General features: G+C 48.6%; 15 protein-coding genes and 1 pseudogene. 5 read left to right on the forward strand and 11 right to left on the reverse strand.

The genetic code is table 11. The features are described 5' to 3' along the window. Positions 1-281 (forward strand): O-acetylhomoserine aminocarboxypropyltransferase/cysteine synthase (locus IKB43_09650; GenBank protein MBR2470388.1); only part of this gene is annotated, 281 nt, incomplete at its 5' end. Between the two features lie 61 nt (positions 282-342). Next, positions 343-1,269: a cysteine synthase A gene (gene cysK, locus IKB43_09655; protein MBR2470389.1), complete on the forward strand. Its 927-nt coding sequence runs from the start codon at positions 343-345 to the stop codon at positions 1,267-1,269. Positions 1,270-1,507: 238 nt separating this feature from the next. Here cysK and IKB43_09660 read toward each other — a convergent pair whose 3' ends face one another. From IKB43_09660 to IKB43_09675, 4 genes are all read right to left on the reverse strand, one after another. Then, the gene (locus IKB43_09660) at positions 1,508-3,487 is read right to left on the reverse strand and encodes a glycoside hydrolase (GenBank protein ID MBR2470390.1); all 1,980 of its coding nucleotides are present in this window, start codon (positions 3,485-3,487) and stop codon (positions 1,508-1,510) included. Positions 3,488-3,519: 32 nt separating this feature from the next. Continuing rightward, complete coding sequence (locus IKB43_09665; GenBank protein ID MBR2470391.1) at positions 3,520-4,431, reverse strand: hypothetical protein; 912 nt, start codon at positions 4,429-4,431, stop codon at positions 3,520-3,522. Positions 4,432-4,552: 121 nt separating this feature from the next. Continuing rightward, entirely contained in the window at positions 4,553-5,548 is a 996-nt protein-coding gene (locus tag IKB43_09670; GenBank protein ID MBR2470392.1) for a HigA family addiction module antidote protein, read from the reverse strand. Positions 5,549-5,554: 6 nt separating this feature from the next. After that, a complete protein-coding gene (locus IKB43_09675; protein MBR2470393.1) occupies positions 5,555-5,878 on the reverse strand; it encodes a type II toxin-antitoxin system RelE/ParE family toxin in 324 nt (107 codons plus the stop codon). A gap of 284 nt (positions 5,879-6,162) precedes the next feature. Here IKB43_09675 and IKB43_09680 point away from each other — a divergent pair, with 284 nt between their 5' ends. From IKB43_09680 to IKB43_09690, 3 genes are read left to right on the forward strand one after another with little or no spacing between them, the layout of a single operon-like run. Further along, on the forward strand, positions 6,163-6,498 hold the full coding sequence (locus IKB43_09680; GenBank protein ID MBR2470394.1) for an EamA family transporter: 336 nt from the start codon (positions 6,163-6,165) through the stop codon (positions 6,496-6,498). Continuing rightward, positions 6,495-6,833 (forward strand): hypothetical protein, encoded by a 339-nt coding sequence (locus IKB43_09685; GenBank protein MBR2470395.1) that lies wholly within the window; start codon positions 6,495-6,497, stop codon positions 6,831-6,833. The genes IKB43_09680 and IKB43_09685 overlap by 4 nt, the downstream gene beginning before the upstream one ends. Before the next feature lie 22 nt (positions 6,834-6,855). Further along, positions 6,856-8,640: a sulfatase-like hydrolase/transferase gene (locus tag IKB43_09690; protein ID MBR2470396.1), complete on the forward strand. Its 1,785-nt coding sequence runs from the start codon at positions 6,856-6,858 to the stop codon at positions 8,638-8,640. A gap of 8 nt (positions 8,641-8,648) precedes the next feature. On the opposite strand, the gene IKB43_09695 is transcribed toward IKB43_09690, so the two are convergent. The 7 genes and pseudogenes from IKB43_09695 to IKB43_09725 all read right to left on the reverse strand — a co-directional run bounded on the left by IKB43_09695 (position 8,649) and on the right by IKB43_09725 (position 16,712). After that, positions 8,649-9,746 (reverse strand): FkbM family methyltransferase, encoded by a 1,098-nt coding sequence (locus IKB43_09695; GenBank protein MBR2470397.1) that lies wholly within the window; start codon positions 9,744-9,746, stop codon positions 8,649-8,651. 2 nt (positions 9,747-9,748) lie between these two features. Next, the gene (locus IKB43_09700; GenBank protein ID MBR2470398.1) at positions 9,749-10,666 is read right to left on the reverse strand and encodes a glycosyltransferase family 2 protein; all 918 of its coding nucleotides are present in this window, start codon (positions 10,664-10,666) and stop codon (positions 9,749-9,751) included. After that, positions 10,667-11,887 (reverse strand): annotated as a pseudogene (locus IKB43_09705) (Gfo/Idh/MocA family oxidoreductase). Beyond that, entirely contained in the window at positions 11,884-13,068 is a 1,185-nt protein-coding gene (locus IKB43_09710) for an ATP-grasp domain-containing protein (protein MBR2470399.1), read from the reverse strand. Before IKB43_09710 ends, IKB43_09705 begins: the two are co-directional and overlap by 4 nt. 6 nt (positions 13,069-13,074) lie before the next feature. Beyond that, positions 13,075-14,211 (reverse strand): dTDP-4-amino-4,6-dideoxygalactose transaminase, encoded by a 1,137-nt coding sequence (gene rffA / locus IKB43_09715; protein MBR2470400.1) that lies wholly within the window; start codon positions 14,209-14,211, stop codon positions 13,075-13,077. A gap of 34 nt (positions 14,212-14,245) precedes the next feature. Then, complete coding sequence (locus IKB43_09720) at positions 14,246-15,019, reverse strand: hypothetical protein (GenBank protein MBR2470401.1); 774 nt, start codon at positions 15,017-15,019, stop codon at positions 14,246-14,248. Continuing rightward, positions 15,000-16,712, reverse strand: a complete 1,713-nt coding sequence (locus tag IKB43_09725; protein ID MBR2470402.1) for a hypothetical protein — start codon at positions 16,710-16,712, stop codon at positions 15,000-15,002. The genes IKB43_09720 and IKB43_09725 overlap by 20 nt, the downstream gene beginning before the upstream one ends. Positions 16,713-16,738 lie beyond the last annotated feature (26 nt).

Consider the following 16,738-nt stretch of genomic DNA (forward strand, 5'->3'; position numbering starts at 1 on the left):
ATTTCCCCAACGGCGCAGGGTCTATTTTCACCTTCGATGTGAAGGGCGGCCAGGCCGAAGCCTTCAAGTTCATCGATAGCCTCAAGATTTTCAGCCTGCTGGCCAACGTGGCCGACGTGAAGAGCCTGGTGGTGCATCCCTACACGACGACACACTCCGAACTCACTCCGGAAGAACTCGCCGCCGCAGGAATCAGCCCCGCTACCATCCGCCTTTCTATCGGTACGGAACACTACGAAGACATCATCGCCGACCTGGATCAGGCACTTAGTGAGTTGTGAGTTTTTAACCACTCCGTTAAACTTTTATTAATTTCTAACTCAAAAAAAAGGACTTCAAACCATGTCTAAAATCTATACCTCTGCCGACCAGCTCATTGGTCACACCCCGCTTCTGGAACTCACTCACATCGAGGAAGGCCTCGGTGCCAAGATTCTCGCCAAGCTGGAATACTTCAACCCCGCCGGCTCCGTGAAGGACCGCGTGGCCAAGGCCATGCTGGACGATGCCGAAAAGAGCGGCAAGCTCAAGGCCGGTTCCGTGATTATCGAGCCCACCTCGGGTAACACCGGTATCGGTCTTGCCTCTGTGGCTGCCGCCCGCGGGTACCGCATCATCATCGTGATGCCCGAAACCATGAGTGTGGAACGCCGCCAGATCATGAAGGCTTATGGCGCCGAACTGGTGCTCACCGAAGGAGCCAAGGGCATGAAGGGCGCTATCGCCAAGGCCGAAGAACTGGCCAAGGAAATCCCCAACAGCTTTATTCCGGGACAGTTCGTGAACCCGGCAAACCCGGCCGCCCACAAGGCTACCACCGGTCCCGAAATCTGGGAAGATACCGACGGCAAGGTGGACATCTTTGTGGCGGGTGTCGGCACCGGCGGTACGGTTTCCGGTGTTGGCGAATTCCTCAAGAGCAAGAATCCGAATGTGAAGATTGTGGCCGTGGAGCCTGCAAGCTCTCCGGTGCTCAGCAAGGGTACCGCCGGCGCTCACAAGATCCAGGGAATCGGTGCAGGATTTGTTCCCGACACCTTGAACACCAAGATCTACGATGAAATCATCGCTGTCGAAAACGAAGCCGCTTTTGAAGCTGGCCGCGAAATCGGCAAGAAAGAAGGCGTGCTGGTGGGCATTTCTTCTGGAGCTGCTCTCTGGGCCGCCAAGGAACTGGCCAAGCGCCCGGAAAACAAGGGCAAGACCATCGTGGCCCTGCTCCCGGATACCGGCGACCGCTACCTTTCTACGGCTCTGTTCTCTGAATAAAAAAAGCTAAAAACCTCTGCAAAAAACAAAAGCCCCGAAAGGGGCTTTTCTTTGTATTCTACAAAGTCATTCTATCGCCGCGATGTGGTTCCAGAATGACAACGGACATGACAAAGGGAATATCATTCCCGCGTCCATCCCATGTCATCCCCGCGTCCATCCCATGTCATCCCCGCGAAGGCGGGGATCTCCTTTCCTCATCCCCCACAAGGTAAACTCCGGCGGGGGGGGGATCTCCTTATTTCACCACAATCGTCTGGCTCTTGCCGCCGATTTGCAGAATGTACCGACCCGTAGCAGGAACGCTAAGTTTCAGCGTCGCTCCGGCAGCACCGTTCCACAGGCCGCTGCGGATAACTTGGCCCAAGGTATTCGTGAGGGCGTAGCGGCTGTTTTGCTGGATTCCCGACACGAGAATCTCCCGACCTTGCAGGGTTAGGCTGTAATTGGGGCGTACCGCTGTGGTCGCAATAGCGTCAACGACCTTGGGGTTCTTTGTGGTGAACAGGACCGCCGTGATGGACTTGGCGGGAAGCGTCATAGAAACTTTTTTGCTTGCTACCTGCGCCGTTCCTTTTTTCAGGGCGTTGTTGGTGTGAGAAACAAAGGTTTCGCCGGTAATTCCCGAAAGGGTGAGTGTCTCTGCAGAACCGTCAGCCGCTTCAAAGCTGCCGAGGGTCAGATTTATGTCTTGAGTTGCATTTTGACTCCTGTTCACGAAAATCACCGTAAGCGAATCGCCCTTGTTGCTGATAGAACTGTAGGCGGATACCAGGGAGTCGTTGCTGGATGTGGACTGCACGCGGTTCTCGTGGCCGTAGCGGCTGAACAGGTGGACCACTTCGTACATGCCTTCGCGCCAGGTCCAGGGGGTGAAAATTTCTACACCGTGGTCAATGAAGGTTCCCATGAACGAGGCGTAGGCAAGGGCTCTGCTCATAGCGTCCATGTCTGCAATAAAATCCGTTTCCGTGAATCCCAGGGTATATTTGTAATTTTCGCCCATGTATTTTTTCATCCAGTCCGCAATGCGTTTGAAGATGTAGGTCTTGTAACCAACACCCTTGCCCGTATTCCAATCACAAGAACCCGTGGTAGAAATGTCGGCACAACGGATCCCGTTTCCGCCCGGATACACGTAGGTAGTGTCAAAGAATACCCGGTGCCAGTTCATCCAGGTTTCGTAATCTTTTTCGCTCGGGTACCAGTGGATGTCAAAAACATCTAGCAGTTGGACTGTAGTTTTCTTCTGTTCGTCGCCTAGACGCTTGATGAAGTATTCCAGCCAGCAGTATTTGCGGTCCGTGGCCTTGACATAGCTTGTGGATTCGTTGTCGTAGGCGATGTTGCACCAACTCCATTCGTTGGCCGCTACGGGACCGGTTAGTTTTAGGTCAGGGCTGATAGCCTTTGCCGCCTTGGCTACGGCAATGTAGTTGTCCACCATACGGTCTGCTGCAACGGTGTTGCCATCTTCGTTGGGGTAGGTGTAGGGCAGGTCGCTGTGGGTGCCCCGCCAGAGCTCCATCTCGTTGTCCATGCTCCAGTACTGAAACCTCTTCATGTCGTACTTGAGATCGTCGCGCCAGTGCTTTATCAGTTCCACGGTAGAATCGGCGGGCCATTCTTCGAGATAGAGACTGTAATCTCCCGCTTGAATTAGGGTGACTCCGTCATCAGCCACCGTGCCGTTACCGGCCAGGTCAAGGGTCTGCTTTGCGTTTTTGCCACTATGAGACTGCTTCCAGTCCCAGTCCTTGAAGTTGTACGCTGTGCTGCTGGCCACATAGCCAGCCAACTGGAAGGCGTACATGCCATCTACACCGGGCAGGTTGTCCAGAATTTTCTTGGAAGAAATGTCCCAGTCGTGCTTATAGACATTGTTGTAGTAGTCGGGGTGGCTAGAAAGGTTTTTTCGCCAGTTGTGCTTGGTAGCGTTGTTCCCGTTGTTCATGCGGAGGTAGCGTATGCCTGCCTGCCGGTAAGTCTCCAGGTTGGCCTTTTCCTTGTCGCTCAGCGTGTCCGTCACATCGTTCAGGTCGCCTCTGTCTTCATTGCAAAAGATGTTCCGTCCGTACAGGTAGGGGGAAATCTTCTTGATGCCTGCGTCGGCATCGACCGTTACATTGATGGCTGCGTTGGCTGCTGTCGCAGAAATCCCAGCGGTAATTATTGCCGCGAGGACGCCCGAAAACTTAAGAGTTTTTACTGTACCCATATGCACCTCCCATTTCTTTGGAATCTAGTACTTTATTTCTCCACCACGATGAGTTCCGGCTCGCCACGGCCCGGTAACGGTCTGAAAATCTTCACGTAGGTCTGGGTTGCCGGTCCACCGAAGGCCTTCATCTCGCAGGTGAACAAGAAGTTGGTGCCCGCCACCACCTGGGTCGACACGCTCAGGGGTTTTAGGCTCAGGTAACCGTAGTCCTTGGTGGCGGCGGCAAACACGGCGGAATCTTCGGCTGTAAGCGGGCGCTGTTCCGAATAGCCGCCCATGAGCATCTCTTCGGTCTTGCCCGTAGAAAGGTCGGCGAAGAAGGCCTCCACTTCGGAGGCCACGACGGAATCTGCCCCTTCGGCGCTGATTCGCTTGTTGGAAATCCCGTAGGCGAGGGTCACGTTGGCCTTCGGTTCCAGGGTCTTGAGTTCGGCGGCGCTGGCCTTGCGGCCACCGCTACCGTAGGTGCAGAAGGGCACCACCACCTTACCGCTCAGGTCGTTGGAATCCAAGAAGCTGTAGATGGGGGGCGCGAAGGTGCCGAACATGATGGGGTAGCCCAAGAAGACGGTGTCGTACTTGGCCAGGTCGGCCTTGGGGTTTGTGAGGGCGGGCCATTGCTTGGATTCCCGCTGGACCCGTACGGCGGCGACGGTGCTGTCGTAGGTGGAAGGGTAGGGTGCTGTGGTCTTGATTTCAAAGACGTCGGCGTTCCGCGCCTTCTGGAAAACATCGGCCACCTTCTTGGTGGAGCCTGTCTGGGAGTAGAACACCACCAGGGACTTGGAAGGCGCGGGCTGTTCAACGGCCTGTTCCGCGGGCTTTGCGGATGTCTTGTTTTGGGTGGACTCCTGGTTGCCGCAGGCGCACAGGGCAAGGGCGGTAACAGCGACAGCGTAACCGATGAACTTTGTAATGAAACTATCCAACCTCAGGTTCATAAAATCCTCCGTTCCGGTAAGGGCGTTTACCTACTAAAAATAAACTTTTATGGGAAAAGAGGAAATGTCAAGCCTGGCAGAAACTGTGCTCAGACAGGGACAATGAGCTTCAACAAGGCTTTTACAGCTCGAATCCGGCTTCTACCATGCACTTTTGCGCGAAGGCGTTGGCTTCGTCTTCTTTTTCGGGGTAGTTGTGGGTGATTTCGATGTTCTGTAGGCAAATTCCCTTTTTGCCGTGGTATAGCACGTGGGCCAGCTCGTGGAAGAACGTGAACCACATGGCGGCCCGCTTCTCGAACCGGTCGTGCAACTGGATTAGCGGAACGTCTTTGTACCAGCGGTACATGCCGTGAATCGGCGCGCACTTGAAATTTTGCACGAACAGCACACGAATCCCGATTTTGCGGCACAGTTCCTGCAGGCCCGTCATGCAGTCGTCAACCACTTCTGCCTCCGGAGTCCAGTAGGTAATGCGTTTTTTGCTTTTGGGGCGAACCTTGTTGGCCGACGCAAACGCGATGATTTCGGGGAGAGCAGCTTTCAAGTTTTTGCGGACTGCGGGCTGCCCCAGCTTTTCCATCGGGTCTCGGTCCGCAAGAATTTCGCCTCGGCGAATCCACGCCGATGTGGCGTACGGGTCTTTGACATCGGCCAGCGAGATACGGAAAGCCACCTTAAGCTTAGCATCCTTGTAGTAACCGTCCCACGCCTTGGGGGACGCCACCGCAAAGAATTTGAGGAGCGGCATCAAAGATTTTTCGTCATCCTTCGTTTGTCGCACCCATTCGCGAACATTAACCTCTTCGGGAAAAGACTTTCTCCAAAGAGACTGATCCGAAAGCGAAGCCTTGATTTTTTCGCGAGCAACATACTCATCATAGGCAATTTGGCTACGTAACCAGTAACCAGCCGAAATTTGCGTAATCATTTCCAACATAACTGCAACTTCCGGCGTAATACGGCAATTGCCCTGCAAAATGTCGTTCACCGCCTTGGGCGTATAACCCATGCGAGCGGCCAGGTCATTCGCATCAAGGCCCATTTCTTCAAGTTTTTCGGCCAAATCCCTTCCCGGAGGAAATTCAACCCACAATTTAAAATCATTATTAATCATACTTCCTCACTTGTGATAATCCGCTATTTCAAGCATTTTTGCAACACGTTCCTTGGCCCACACGATTTGGGCGACGGGCCCCTCGTTTGTGCTCTTGAATATCAACCTGTACGGCTGATCTAGGTCACAAGCCCATTGACCGGCTCGATTTCCAATCAAATCGTGATAATGACCCGGCAAGCCACGCAATTGTTCAAAATTGTCAGCGCGGTCAATCTGCATCAATCGCACCGCATAACAATTGGCACGCCGCTGGCCCAGCGTTTTCTGCGCATACGCCTTGTCAGTAGCGCATTTCTTCAGATTCTTGTCCTCAAAAAGTATGTTCATTCCTACCTCATTATTTTACTACACCTATAATATACATTAAAATTTTAAATAATGCAATAGGTGTAGTATTTTTTTTGAAATTAAATGAACGGGAAACAGACAAGGAATTCTTGAAAAAGATAAACAGCAAGTGGCGAAAATCCGCACGCTCTACACTTTATATTCCGCCATGGTTTCCATGAGCTTGTCGTATTCGCCCTCGGCAAAGGCCTTTACGGCTCTGTCAAGTCTTTTCATGAATATTTTGGGAATTTTTTTCTGGCAAATTCTATATTCCCCGATAGATGCTCACCATCCTTAAATACATTGCCCTGGTCGGCACGTTCTTCATTTACACCACGTCGGGGGTGTTCTCGAAGCTTGCGTCGCAGCGGGAGTTTCTCTCGCCGGGGTACATCGCGTTCCTTGCCTGCACGGTGGGCGTGCTGGGCATCTACGCGGTGCTGTGGCAGCAGATTATCAAGCGGATGGATGTGAGCCTGGCCTACATGTTCAAGGGCACGGGCGTGGTGTTCGGGCTACTGCTTGCGCACTTCATGTTTGGCGAGGCCATCACCACGACGAACATGGTCGGGGCGGCTATCATCATCTGCGGCATCACGCTGTACGCGAGGCCATGATGTTCTACGCGCTCGCACTATTCAACGTCTTTGTCGCGGCGGTGGCCCAGATGCTCCTGAAGAAGGCTGCAATCACGCCGCACAAGTCCATTGTTAAGGAATACCTGAACCTGTGGGTTATGGTTGGGTACTCGCTGATGGTATTCTCTCTAGTATCAAACGTATATGTGTTAAGCCAAGGCGTATTGCTCAAGGAACTCGGCACCATCGAGGCGGCCAGCTACCTGTTTGTGCCAGCACTCGCCTTTGTCTGTTTCAAGGAAAAAATCAACCTGCGTAAAGTCGCGGCAATCGCGCTTATCTTAGCGGGCGTTGTCGTGTTCTTTTGGGAGTGAGCAACACTCACGGATTTTAAGGATGGATACTTACAGCATCAATTTCTTTGTCGCATCGGCAGTGGCATCCATCTTGGCCGTTATTTTATCACGTCGTAAGCGATTCAGCCTGACGGCGTTATTCATTGCTCCTGTACTGCATTATGTGCTATTCTACAACTACGATAGCGGGCTTATCGGCGGCATTTTTCCTTTTCTGGTGCCCTATGCGGGAGCGATTTATACAGCAATTCTTTTTGCATTTTTTCTCACATATAAAGCAGTCTCTGGCAAGCAGATTTCAAGGCGAAAGCAATCCGTTGTCCGCGTAGTTCTTACCTGCATCGCGCTATTTTTGCTTATCCTTTATTCTCAGGTAATCCCCTGGGGTATCGACACATTCCCTCTCTCAAATGTCGAGGTAATCCTTTTCACAGTCTTTGCTGGTGCCAACGAAGGTTCCGAAGAATTCGTCATATCGTCGTTCATATCAGACGCTCTCCGCCCAGCTTTTTGCCTGTTCGCATGTTTGGTAGCCCTCCTAGTTACTCTTTCCTATTTTTTGTCAAAAAGGAATATCAAGGGGCTTTTTCTTTTTGGGAAACTTAAACTTACTCTTACAGGCAGGGGATTCGTAGAAAACCTTGGACATCTCGGAAAATTTTTTCTAGTCGCTTTAGCAGCCTACTGCCTCGTGATATCTCTTTTTCTCCCTGGAATTGTGACCAGTGCACCAATCCATGCGCTTTTTCAACAACCAATAGACTCAGAACTCTACCGAGAACACTACGCAAATCCCGATTCTGTCCGGATTACTGCGCCGCAACAGCCCATGAACCTCATCGTCATTTTCCTTGAATCCATGGAAACGAATTTCGCTCGCTACACCCCCGAGATAGACAGCCTTTTTAAGCAATGGGGCATTGCTCCTGGTGGCATGAACGTATCGGGTACTAGTTGGACTATTGCTGGAATTACGGGCAAGCTTTGCGGCATCCCGCTGAACATGCCCATGGGCATTGAAGAGTATCACGGCAAGCTGCCCACCTATCTGCCACACGCAAGCTGCCTTATGAACATCCTCGCGAACCAGGGCTACGAGCAGGTCTATGTGCAGGGGTCAAGCGGGGATTTCACGCAAAAGCGCGACTTCTGGAAAGTTCACGGCAACGTAGCCATCCACGACATCGAATATTTCAAGGAGGCCGGTAAGATTCCGCAGGATTACAAAGTGTTCTGGGGCTTCGAGGACCGCAAACTGTACGGATTCGTCAAGGTGGAATTGGACAGCCTCGCCGAACGCGGCAAGCCGTTCGCACTCTACATGCTGACGGTCGACACGCATCAACCTTTTGGCTACACTGATGAATTGTGTCAGGAGAAGATTACAGATGAGCAAGGGAAATTTCCGCAAGCCTTGCGTTGCGCATCGGCGCAATTGAGCGAATTTCTTGACTGGGCAAGAAAACAGCCCTGGTTTGCAAATACCGTCATTTCTGTCATGGGAGACCACACGATGGACATGCTTTCAGCAAAGGCGAATATTCCACCACATGAGCAACTGTATTGGACAAACTTCATTCTAAATTCTACATTGCCACTCCCCCCAAAAGAGCGGCAGTATTCATCTCTTGATATGTTCCCCACGCTGCTAGAGGCGATGGGATTCTCGCTAGAAAGTCGAGCTATGGGATTGGGCAAATCACTATATTCGAATGAACCAACCCTACTTGAACGTTATGGTCAAAAGGTCCTGGACAGTCTATTGCGCGAACGCAGCATCCAGTATGACTACTTCTTGATGGGGAAACCTTTTGGGGATGACTAGACGGCAGCTCACAAACAATACAGCACAAGTTCGTGCGTCAAGTGCGAATGGCGACGTAAATAGAACTTGTAGCTATTGTCTAGAGAATTGATGTACTGAGGTAAAGTAAACAAGTCTTCAAACTTATGATAGGCGGAAATTGCCAGCTTGGGGTGATAATTTCTTATCGTGTTTTGGGCTCCCTTTAGTGCGTCCAGTTCTGCGCCTTCAATATCCATCTTGATAAATGTCGCTTTATCGCCATTAAGAATATTGTCAATGGAGTCAACCTCAATTTGGATAGCGCCATCATCCACAATTTTGCTAGCATCCGCATTTCCACCAGAAAATGAGAGAGTCGTCTTTTTACTAAATGCACCTAGTTTTAAGCATACAATGTCGTCATTGCCAGCAAAGTTCTTTACTAGAGTTTGATAATTTTTTTCATCCGGTTCAAAAGCAAAAACTTTTTGCGGTTTCGTTTTAGCGAGTAATTCCTGTATGGTATCACCCGTAAATGCACCACAATCAACAAAGACTTCATTCTCTAATTTGACAATGTCTTCAGCAAAATAATGATTAGGGTCATAAAGTTCTTCAGCCCAACCGTAATCGCCGGAAATACGTTGATTCAAATACGACAAAAACGCTTCTTTAGACTTGTCTTCATCCAATCTGTCATACAACCATTGAAATTCTTCGGCATGGGCAACGACTTCGTTATGTTTGTAATTTTGTCCAGAAAAATTTTCATATTTTGCACAATCACAAGCGTAAATCTTTTCAATACCAAATCGTGCAGAGAATTCCTTTCGCAAAGACTCATACGATTTCTTATCTAAATTAAAACCCACCCACAGCACAGGATTAGGAATTCGCTTTACAAGCTCTTCGATTGGTTGAATTTCTTTATCAAAAAACATTATTCCTGGCTTGTAATAATCAGCATCAACTCCTATCGCATTTACCTCAATGCTTAATTCCTGCAACATTCGGTATTGTTGTTTTGCCCAGCAACCAGCTCCATACAAAATGACATTTGAATTACATGTTTTTATTTCCTTGGCGAAATCTTCAAGGATTACATGATCGCTTTTGATGCTGTGCAGAAAACTTTGCCCTTCCATCTTTAAACCTTTTCTCGGATAACATATTGTGGCGCTTGATTGATGCTGATATAAATTCGGCCAATATATTCTCCAATAAGCCCCAAAAGAAGCATTATCATGCCACCAATAAAAAGTACAACGGACATCATCGATGTATAACCGATAAGAATATCAGGCATCATTATTTTACGAACGATAATATACACACCAAAGCCCAATCCGCTTAGAGCACTCAGTATTCCTATATATGTTGCTATGCGGAGTGGTTTCACGGAAAAAGCGGTAAATCCATTTATCCATAGCGAAAGTAATGACATGAGTGTGTAGTTTGATTCGCCTAAAATACGCTTTCGGTGTTGAATTTCGACGCTTCCGATTTTTTTTGTTGTTCTGAAAATCAAACCACCTATATATGGAAAAGAATTTTGATATTGCGTTATTTGATCAATTACAAATTTTCGAGCGATAAAAAAACTTGACGCATGTAAATTTTTAGGTTGTCCGATAATGGATTCTGCCATTTTCCGATTTACAAACGATCCAAATCTTCGGTATATTTTTTGTGTGGATCTGACATGGCAGGCGTAGACAACATCAAATCCTTCTTCCAGTTTGTCTACAAGCTTAAAGCATTCGTTTGCTGGCGTTTGTCCATCATCATCTAGACTAATGACATAGTCTCCGGTTGTTTGTCCGTATCCGGCCATCAATGCGCTGTGCTGACCAAAATTTTTTGCAAGGCAAATTCCCTTAATGTGGCTATCTTCGGCAGCAAGTTGCTTGATAACTTGCCACACATTGTCTGGACTACAGTCGTTTACCAAGACAATCTCATAGTCAATACCCGGTCGAGTTGCGACGGTATCGCGAATCTCTTGAACCACGGTACCGATCGTATTCTCGCTTCGATAACAAGGGATGACAAAGGAGAGTTTCATTTAAAAATCCTGATGAACAGATTCCCACTTGTTGCTCTGAGCAGATTTTGTAGCGGCTTGCATCATGGCAAGACCCTCGAGCGAGGTGTGAATGCCGCATACGTACTGGCTTGTAAAGCTGCCGGTTGCGAAATATTGGCCGAGGCAGTCGGCGATGTCTTTGTAGTAGTTCGCGAATGCTTCGATAAATCCGGCGGGGTGGCCGGCTTTAAAGCGGTTGTAGCGTTGCTGGTTTGCAATTTTGACGTCGCCGGTGCGGTCGCGCAGGCTTACGTTGCCGCGCAGGTCACAGGTCTTGAGCGTTTCGGGTTCCAGCTGGAACCATTCGGCGCTGCCTTCGCTGCCGTACACGCGGATGCGGAGCCCGTTGCGGTTGCCAAGTGCGGTCTTGCTGAACCAGATTTGAGCGCGAACATTGTTCGTGTATTGCACGAGGGCGCCCACGTTATCGACGATTTGCGGGAAAAGCCCGAAGGTGGTCTGGTCGGCCACGATGTGTTCGGGGCGTTCACCGGTCAAGAAGTAAATCATGTTGTGCAGGTGGCTGCCGAGGTCCAGCGAGATTTTCGGAATCACGGTGTCCTTGAGTCGCCAGCTTTGTGGTTTGGGCGGCTCGTTGTTGGCGCCCAGGCGCATGAAGCCTTCTTGTGGCATTTCGACTTGCACTTGCTGGATTTTACCGAGCTTGCCATCGGCGATGAACTGCTTGAGTTCGCGCACCATGGGGTAGCCGGTATAGTTGTAGGTGGTGCAGAAGAATCCTTTGGTGTCGGCGACAACTTTTGCGATAGCTTCGCCTTCGGCCACGCTGGTGGCGAGCGACTTTTCGCAAATCACGGGGAACCCGGCGTTCAGTGCGTCAATCACGATGTCCTTGTGGTAATCGGTCGGCGCGAGCACTACGACGGCGTCGAGTTTGCCTTTTTCGGCTTTCAAAAGTTTGTGGTAGTCGGCGTAGGTGCGTTCGTCTGTGACGCCCCAGGTGCGGGCGGTTTTTTGGTTGGTTTCGGCGTGGGTGCTGAATGCGCCCGCTACAAGTTCAAAATGGCCGTCCATCTGGCTTGCTGCCTTGTGGACTTCTCCGATAGCAGAGTTAATTCCGCCCCCAATAAATGCAATTTGGTAAGGTTCTTTATTCATATTTCTGAATATAGGTTATTTTGACCAAATAGTGCTTTTTTTGCCCTGAAAAGAACTATTTTGAGTTGGAATAAGGACTATTCCACAATAATTCTAGCCAATTCGGTCATTTCCCCTGTTTTTTCTTGCATTTCGGCAAGCGAATTGAATTTAAAGAAGACTATTCCCGCTTTGTACAAGAGTTTGTCCGTGATAACATCACCCGGTTCGAACCACAAGAACTTTTCAACAATATTCGATTCAATTTTAGGAGCAAAAACAACATCACGAACAGCCCCCTCGCAAGTTGGCATAACACAATGTCGCAGCCAATACCCTTGTGTAGGGATATCTACTATATCAGAAATATCTTCTCCCGTTTCCGCCATCACGATAAACTTCGGATAATCAACACCAGTAGCGTACTTCACAAACTTGATGTACAAATCTCCAGGCGGACGCCGGCAAATTTCAATGATAACAGGCGTTCCATCGGATTTTTCTATATACTGAATATGCAGAATACCATCAACCAGACTCAATTCTTTTGCAATTCGTTCACTAAAGTCACGAAGTTTAGATAAACCGATTTCACTAGTTGTGGTCGGCGAATTTGCTCCCGAAACCATATACTTGTTTAAAAAATATTGTTCATTGTCTGCGAAAGCAAAAGCAACCTTCCCCTTAACAAGCATCGCCGAAAAGCCATGATTAGAGCCTTGCACGAATTCTTCGACCACGATATGGTCTTGACGGGTTCGACACGCCGCGTCCTTATATGCAGCAAAGGCTCCCTCCCGGGTGTCGGCCCGATGAATTCCTTTGCCACCAGTCAGGTCAACCGGTTTAACAATTATAGGGAACTCTAATTCCGATAGGGCAATTGAGAATTCGTTCTCATTATGCACGGCGATAGCTTTCGGTGTCGGAATACCAAGCCTCGTAGCCATCGTGCGATACTTGTCCTTATGATGAATTTCGAGGCTTGTCGCGTAACTGTCGTGGCCGGGGAGTCCCAGTTTTTCACAGACATAGACGGTACTGAGCAACGCAAAATCATTGCACCCGGAGCAAACAGCCTGCACACCCTCACTCCGAGCAAGTTCAAGCATCGCATCCTTGTCGCTGAAGTCAACAAATACGTTCTTGTCGGCATAAGGGTGACCAAGCCCCTTGCGGTCGTTCCCCGTGGTAATCACATACCAACCCAGATTTTGCGCAGCCTGGATTAGCGGTATTTCGGCGTGACCACCGCCGAGAAGGAGTATTTTTTTTTGAGACATCGTTGTTTACACCCCAAAGAATTCAAACACCTTCCCGCAGATATACTCGATTTCTTCCGGTTTCAGCCCGTAGAACATGGGCAAACGAAGCAGACGGTTACTTTCGTTGGTGGTATACTTATCATCTCCGTGGAATCTGCCGAAGCGCACGCCCGCAGGCGACGAATGCAGAGGCACATAGTGGAACACCGCAAGGATTCCGTTATAGGTCAGGTGTTTCAGCAAAGCAGTTCGCGTCGCAAAATCTTCCACCTTCAAGTAGAACATGTGGGCGTTATGCGTACAATGTTCTGGAATGAACGGGAGTTCAACCAGCCCCTTTTCGGCCAGCGGCGTAAGGCGTTTCCGGTACTCATTCCAACTTGCCATGCGGTTGTCATTGATGATGTCCGCACATTCTAGTTCCGCATAGAGGTATGCTGCATTGAGTTCGCTAGGCAAGTAGCTGGAACCGAGTTCTACCCAGGTGTACTTGTCCACCTCGCCACGGTGGAACTGGCAGCGGTTCGTGCCTTTTTCACGGATAATCTCAGCACGGTCGTTGTATTTTGCATCGTTGATGAGCAAGGCTCCGCCTTCGCCCATGCTGTAGTTCTTGGTCTCGTGATAGCTGTAGCACCCGAAATCGCCTAGGGTTCCGAGCGCTCGGCCCTTGTAGGTGGACATCATGCCCTGTGCGGCGTCCTCGACCACAAACAGATTATGGCGTTTCGCAATTTCGTTTATCTTGTCCATCTCGCACCCGACCCCCGCATAGTGGACCGGTACAATTGCCTTTGTCTTTTCGGTAACTGCATCCTCAATAAGGGCTTCATCTAGATTCATTGTGTCAGGGCGGATATCTACGAACACGCATTTGGCCCCCTGCGACACAAAAGCGTCGGCTGTGCTCACGAACGTGAACGACGGCATGATTACCTCGTCTCCAGGGCCGATGTTGCAAAGGCGAGCGGACATTTCCAGTGCATGGGTGCAGCTGGTGGTCATCAGCGCCTTGACCGCACCCGTATGCTTTTCGAGCCATTCATGGCACCGGAGGTTGAATGTTCCGTCTCCACAAATACGGCCACTTTCTACAGCTTGCTTGATGTAATCCAGTTCCATCCCTACGAAGGGCGGCTTGTTGAAAGGAATCTTTGTCATACTTGAAATATAAACTTTTACCAGGTGGATAAAATCAATGGGGTAGGGTCAAATCGCAATTAACAAAGACTGCGGGTACCCAGGGGGCAAGATACATACGGCGAGTTTCGGGAGAGCCAAGAATTGGTCGGTGTGTACCCTGAATCACAAATTGTACATCGGGGTGCTTGGTGGTTAAATTGGATAGTTCTTTCAGTAGCTGGTGCAGCTTGTCTCGGTCCCCTTCGCGGGTGCTGCGCGCTGTCCAGGCAATTCGACTCCATGTTTCGTCTGTTATTAGGGAGTCTAGGGTCGCTACGGCACGGGAATCGTCGCAATTCTCACAACAAAGAATTTGCTTAAAAAGAGAACTTTCTACCGTTTCTGTTTGTTCACAATCTGAAGAGCCTATGGTTGCTAAAAAGATACCTTCCTTAAACCCTTCCCCGTATTCGGTATTTTCCGCCAGAGATGTATTTTGTGCCCTTCTTTTGTGGATGGCGTAAAAAACATTGTTTTCATTTATCATTTGAAAATCTGATACAAGTTGCTCTTCGTTATAAGGAACACCCCAACTGTCTATCAAGACCATAACGAGGGACTTGGTAGAATCTTGTAAAATGGACTTAAGCGGATTTTCATCCAATATCGGATAATGATTTTTGTAATACTGTGATAGAGAGTCGGCGTCAAATGGTGTAAGGTGCCAAGGTGATCGGTCCCAGTCGTTCATAGTAGATCGACCTTCATCCAGGCGCAAAATGGGGACGGAGATTAGGAAAATGAGAACCAAAGAAAATAACAGAAGGTTAACGTTGCGTTTTTTCATTGTCATTTTCCTTGACACGGTACTTGAGAAGTTTGAGGGGACCGAAACTCTTTAGAGTGTCAGTTTTTAACTTTGTGTGATAATGATAATTATAATAGGGCGTAAAGGATAGGTTGGTCGCTTCGGACATTACATAAACATTGTCTTTAGTAATATCCTTAAAAAGGTTATCAACGCCTCTTTTTTTAAGTTCTTGCTCCATTGCTGGTAGATGAATGTTCCAGTAGCCTGTAGAATAGATGTTGTTCCAGCTACCTGGTTCAACAGCGGTGAAAAAATGATTGACATTTACAGAAAGTTCCTTGTAGCGTTCGTATGGCAAAAGGAAAACATCGTTAGGATGATTTTGAACATAGGAGAGAAATTCTAGCCAATCAGTCCGGAGGCCAAATGTGGGTCTGGATGCTTTGGCTGCCTTGGACATATTGCTAAAGGTGATGTTTATTCCTGAAATAACAATGCAAAGGATGCAGACGACTCCGACAATCTGCAAGAAGAATTTGGCTTGTTTCTGGTTAAGAAAGTCGTTTTTATCTACAAAGAATAGAACAAAAATAACCCCTAACGCCCATATGCCAACCTCTACATGCTCGATGACCCTGTTTACTAAAAGGAGATAGGCGTAGGGAACGGATATAAGGCCTATGGAAACCCAGGGAACCCACCAGTTCCGTTTATTGGAGAAGAATATTAGAGATAGGCATAGAAACGCCCAGCTCCAAACGCTTCCTCGCAATAATGTATTGGACCAGGTTAGAATGATGGCGAGCGGAAACTTAGCGTAATTTGGTTCATAATGGTGTCGATCTACAATCTCGATTAGTTTTTTCATGCTGTCGAGGGAAAAGACGTTCTTGTCATAAAAATACCATGCGCGCAAGTAGGTGAGATCTAGACTATTTAATCCGCGTTCGTCTAATTCAGCAATAGCGTCGTTTTCGTTAAAGAATGCTCCATCACCAAAATATGCTCGAGGACTTTGGTACGCGGCATAGTATTCGTAGTCGCCCTTGTAATGCCAAGAATTAAACTTGTCTAGTGTCACAAAAGCAAGGGCGAGAACAGCCAATGCGATTAGTGATGGTTTCCAGATTGCCTTTGCTCGCAAAAGAACGAAGAACAGGAGGGTCGCCAATGTCGGCATACCCAACAGGAACATTTCTTTCCGAAAGACGAAGCCTACGAGCAGGAATACTATGCCAATAACCAAGCGCGAACGTTTCTTTTCTGCGCAACCAATTAAAAAGAGGAATATTCCTGCCGCAATGGCTATACCCGCACATTGGGTAAACGCCACATGTAAGTAGAAATCGGGAGAAACGCTGGTCAGCAGTAAAATGGCTATTGCCACACCTAGTTTTTTCCCGAATCTTTCTATGGTGACGAAACACAAAGCTGTAAATGAGGCGAATACCGTAAATGTTTGAAAGACGGAATACCAACTTACATTTGGCAATAACGCATAGAACGGGCGCAAAAAATAACCATATACAACATTGACAAAAAACATGTGGACATCATATTTACCCCCGTAGGCGCCTGTCAACACGGTGGTCATGAAAAAGTCGTCCAACGAAGAAAATTTTCCATTTCCAACAACGAGGGAAACCGCAAGAACGATAATATTCAAACAGAGGGCAAAAAAAAGCGATGAGCTATAAATTCTCTTTATGGCAGGGATATCCTTGGACATGCCCTAAATATATACTTTTTCCTGTA

Source organism: Fibrobacter sp., from assembly GCA_017503015.1.
Classification (GTDB): Bacteria; Fibrobacterota; Fibrobacteria; order Fibrobacterales; family Fibrobacteraceae; genus Fibrobacter.

Excerpts from the sequence above, each read along its gene's own strand:
- cysK (MBR2470389.1), top strand. The coding sequence starts at position 343 with ATGTCTAAAATCTATACCTCTGCCGACCAGCTCATTGGTCACACCCCG.
- IKB43_09660 (MBR2470390.1), bottom strand. The coding sequence starts at position 3,487 with ATGGGTACAGTAAAAACTCTTAAGTTTTCGGGCGTCCTCGCGGCAATA.
- IKB43_09665 (MBR2470391.1), bottom strand. The coding sequence starts at position 4,431 with ATGAACCTGAGGTTGGATAGTTTCATTACAAAGTTCATCGGTTACGCT.
- IKB43_09670 (MBR2470392.1), bottom strand. The coding sequence starts at position 5,548 with ATGATTAATAATGATTTTAAATTGTGGGTTGAATTTCCTCCGGGAAGG.
- IKB43_09675 (MBR2470393.1), bottom strand. The coding sequence starts at position 5,878 with ATGAACATACTTTTTGAGGACAAGAATCTGAAGAAATGCGCTACTGAC.
- IKB43_09680 (MBR2470394.1), top strand. The coding sequence starts at position 6,163 with ATGCTCACCATCCTTAAATACATTGCCCTGGTCGGCACGTTCTTCATT.
- IKB43_09685 (MBR2470395.1), top strand. The coding sequence starts at position 6,495 with ATGATGTTCTACGCGCTCGCACTATTCAACGTCTTTGTCGCGGCGGTG.
- IKB43_09690 (MBR2470396.1), top strand. The coding sequence starts at position 6,856 with ATGGATACTTACAGCATCAATTTCTTTGTCGCATCGGCAGTGGCATCC.
- IKB43_09695 (MBR2470397.1), bottom strand. The coding sequence starts at position 9,746 with ATGGAAGGGCAAAGTTTTCTGCACAGCATCAAAAGCGATCATGTAATC.
- IKB43_09700 (MBR2470398.1), bottom strand. The coding sequence starts at position 10,666 with ATGAAACTCTCCTTTGTCATCCCTTGTTATCGAAGCGAGAATACGATC.
- IKB43_09710 (MBR2470399.1), bottom strand. The coding sequence starts at position 13,068 with ATGTCTCAAAAAAAAATACTCCTTCTCGGCGGTGGTCACGCCGAAATA.
- rffA (MBR2470400.1), bottom strand. The coding sequence starts at position 14,211 with ATGACAAAGATTCCTTTCAACAAGCCGCCCTTCGTAGGGATGGAACTG.
- IKB43_09720 (MBR2470401.1), bottom strand. The coding sequence starts at position 15,019 with ATGAAAAAACGCAACGTTAACCTTCTGTTATTTTCTTTGGTTCTCATT.
- IKB43_09725 (MBR2470402.1), bottom strand. The coding sequence starts at position 16,712 with ATGTCCAAGGATATCCCTGCCATAAAGAGAATTTATAGCTCATCGCTT.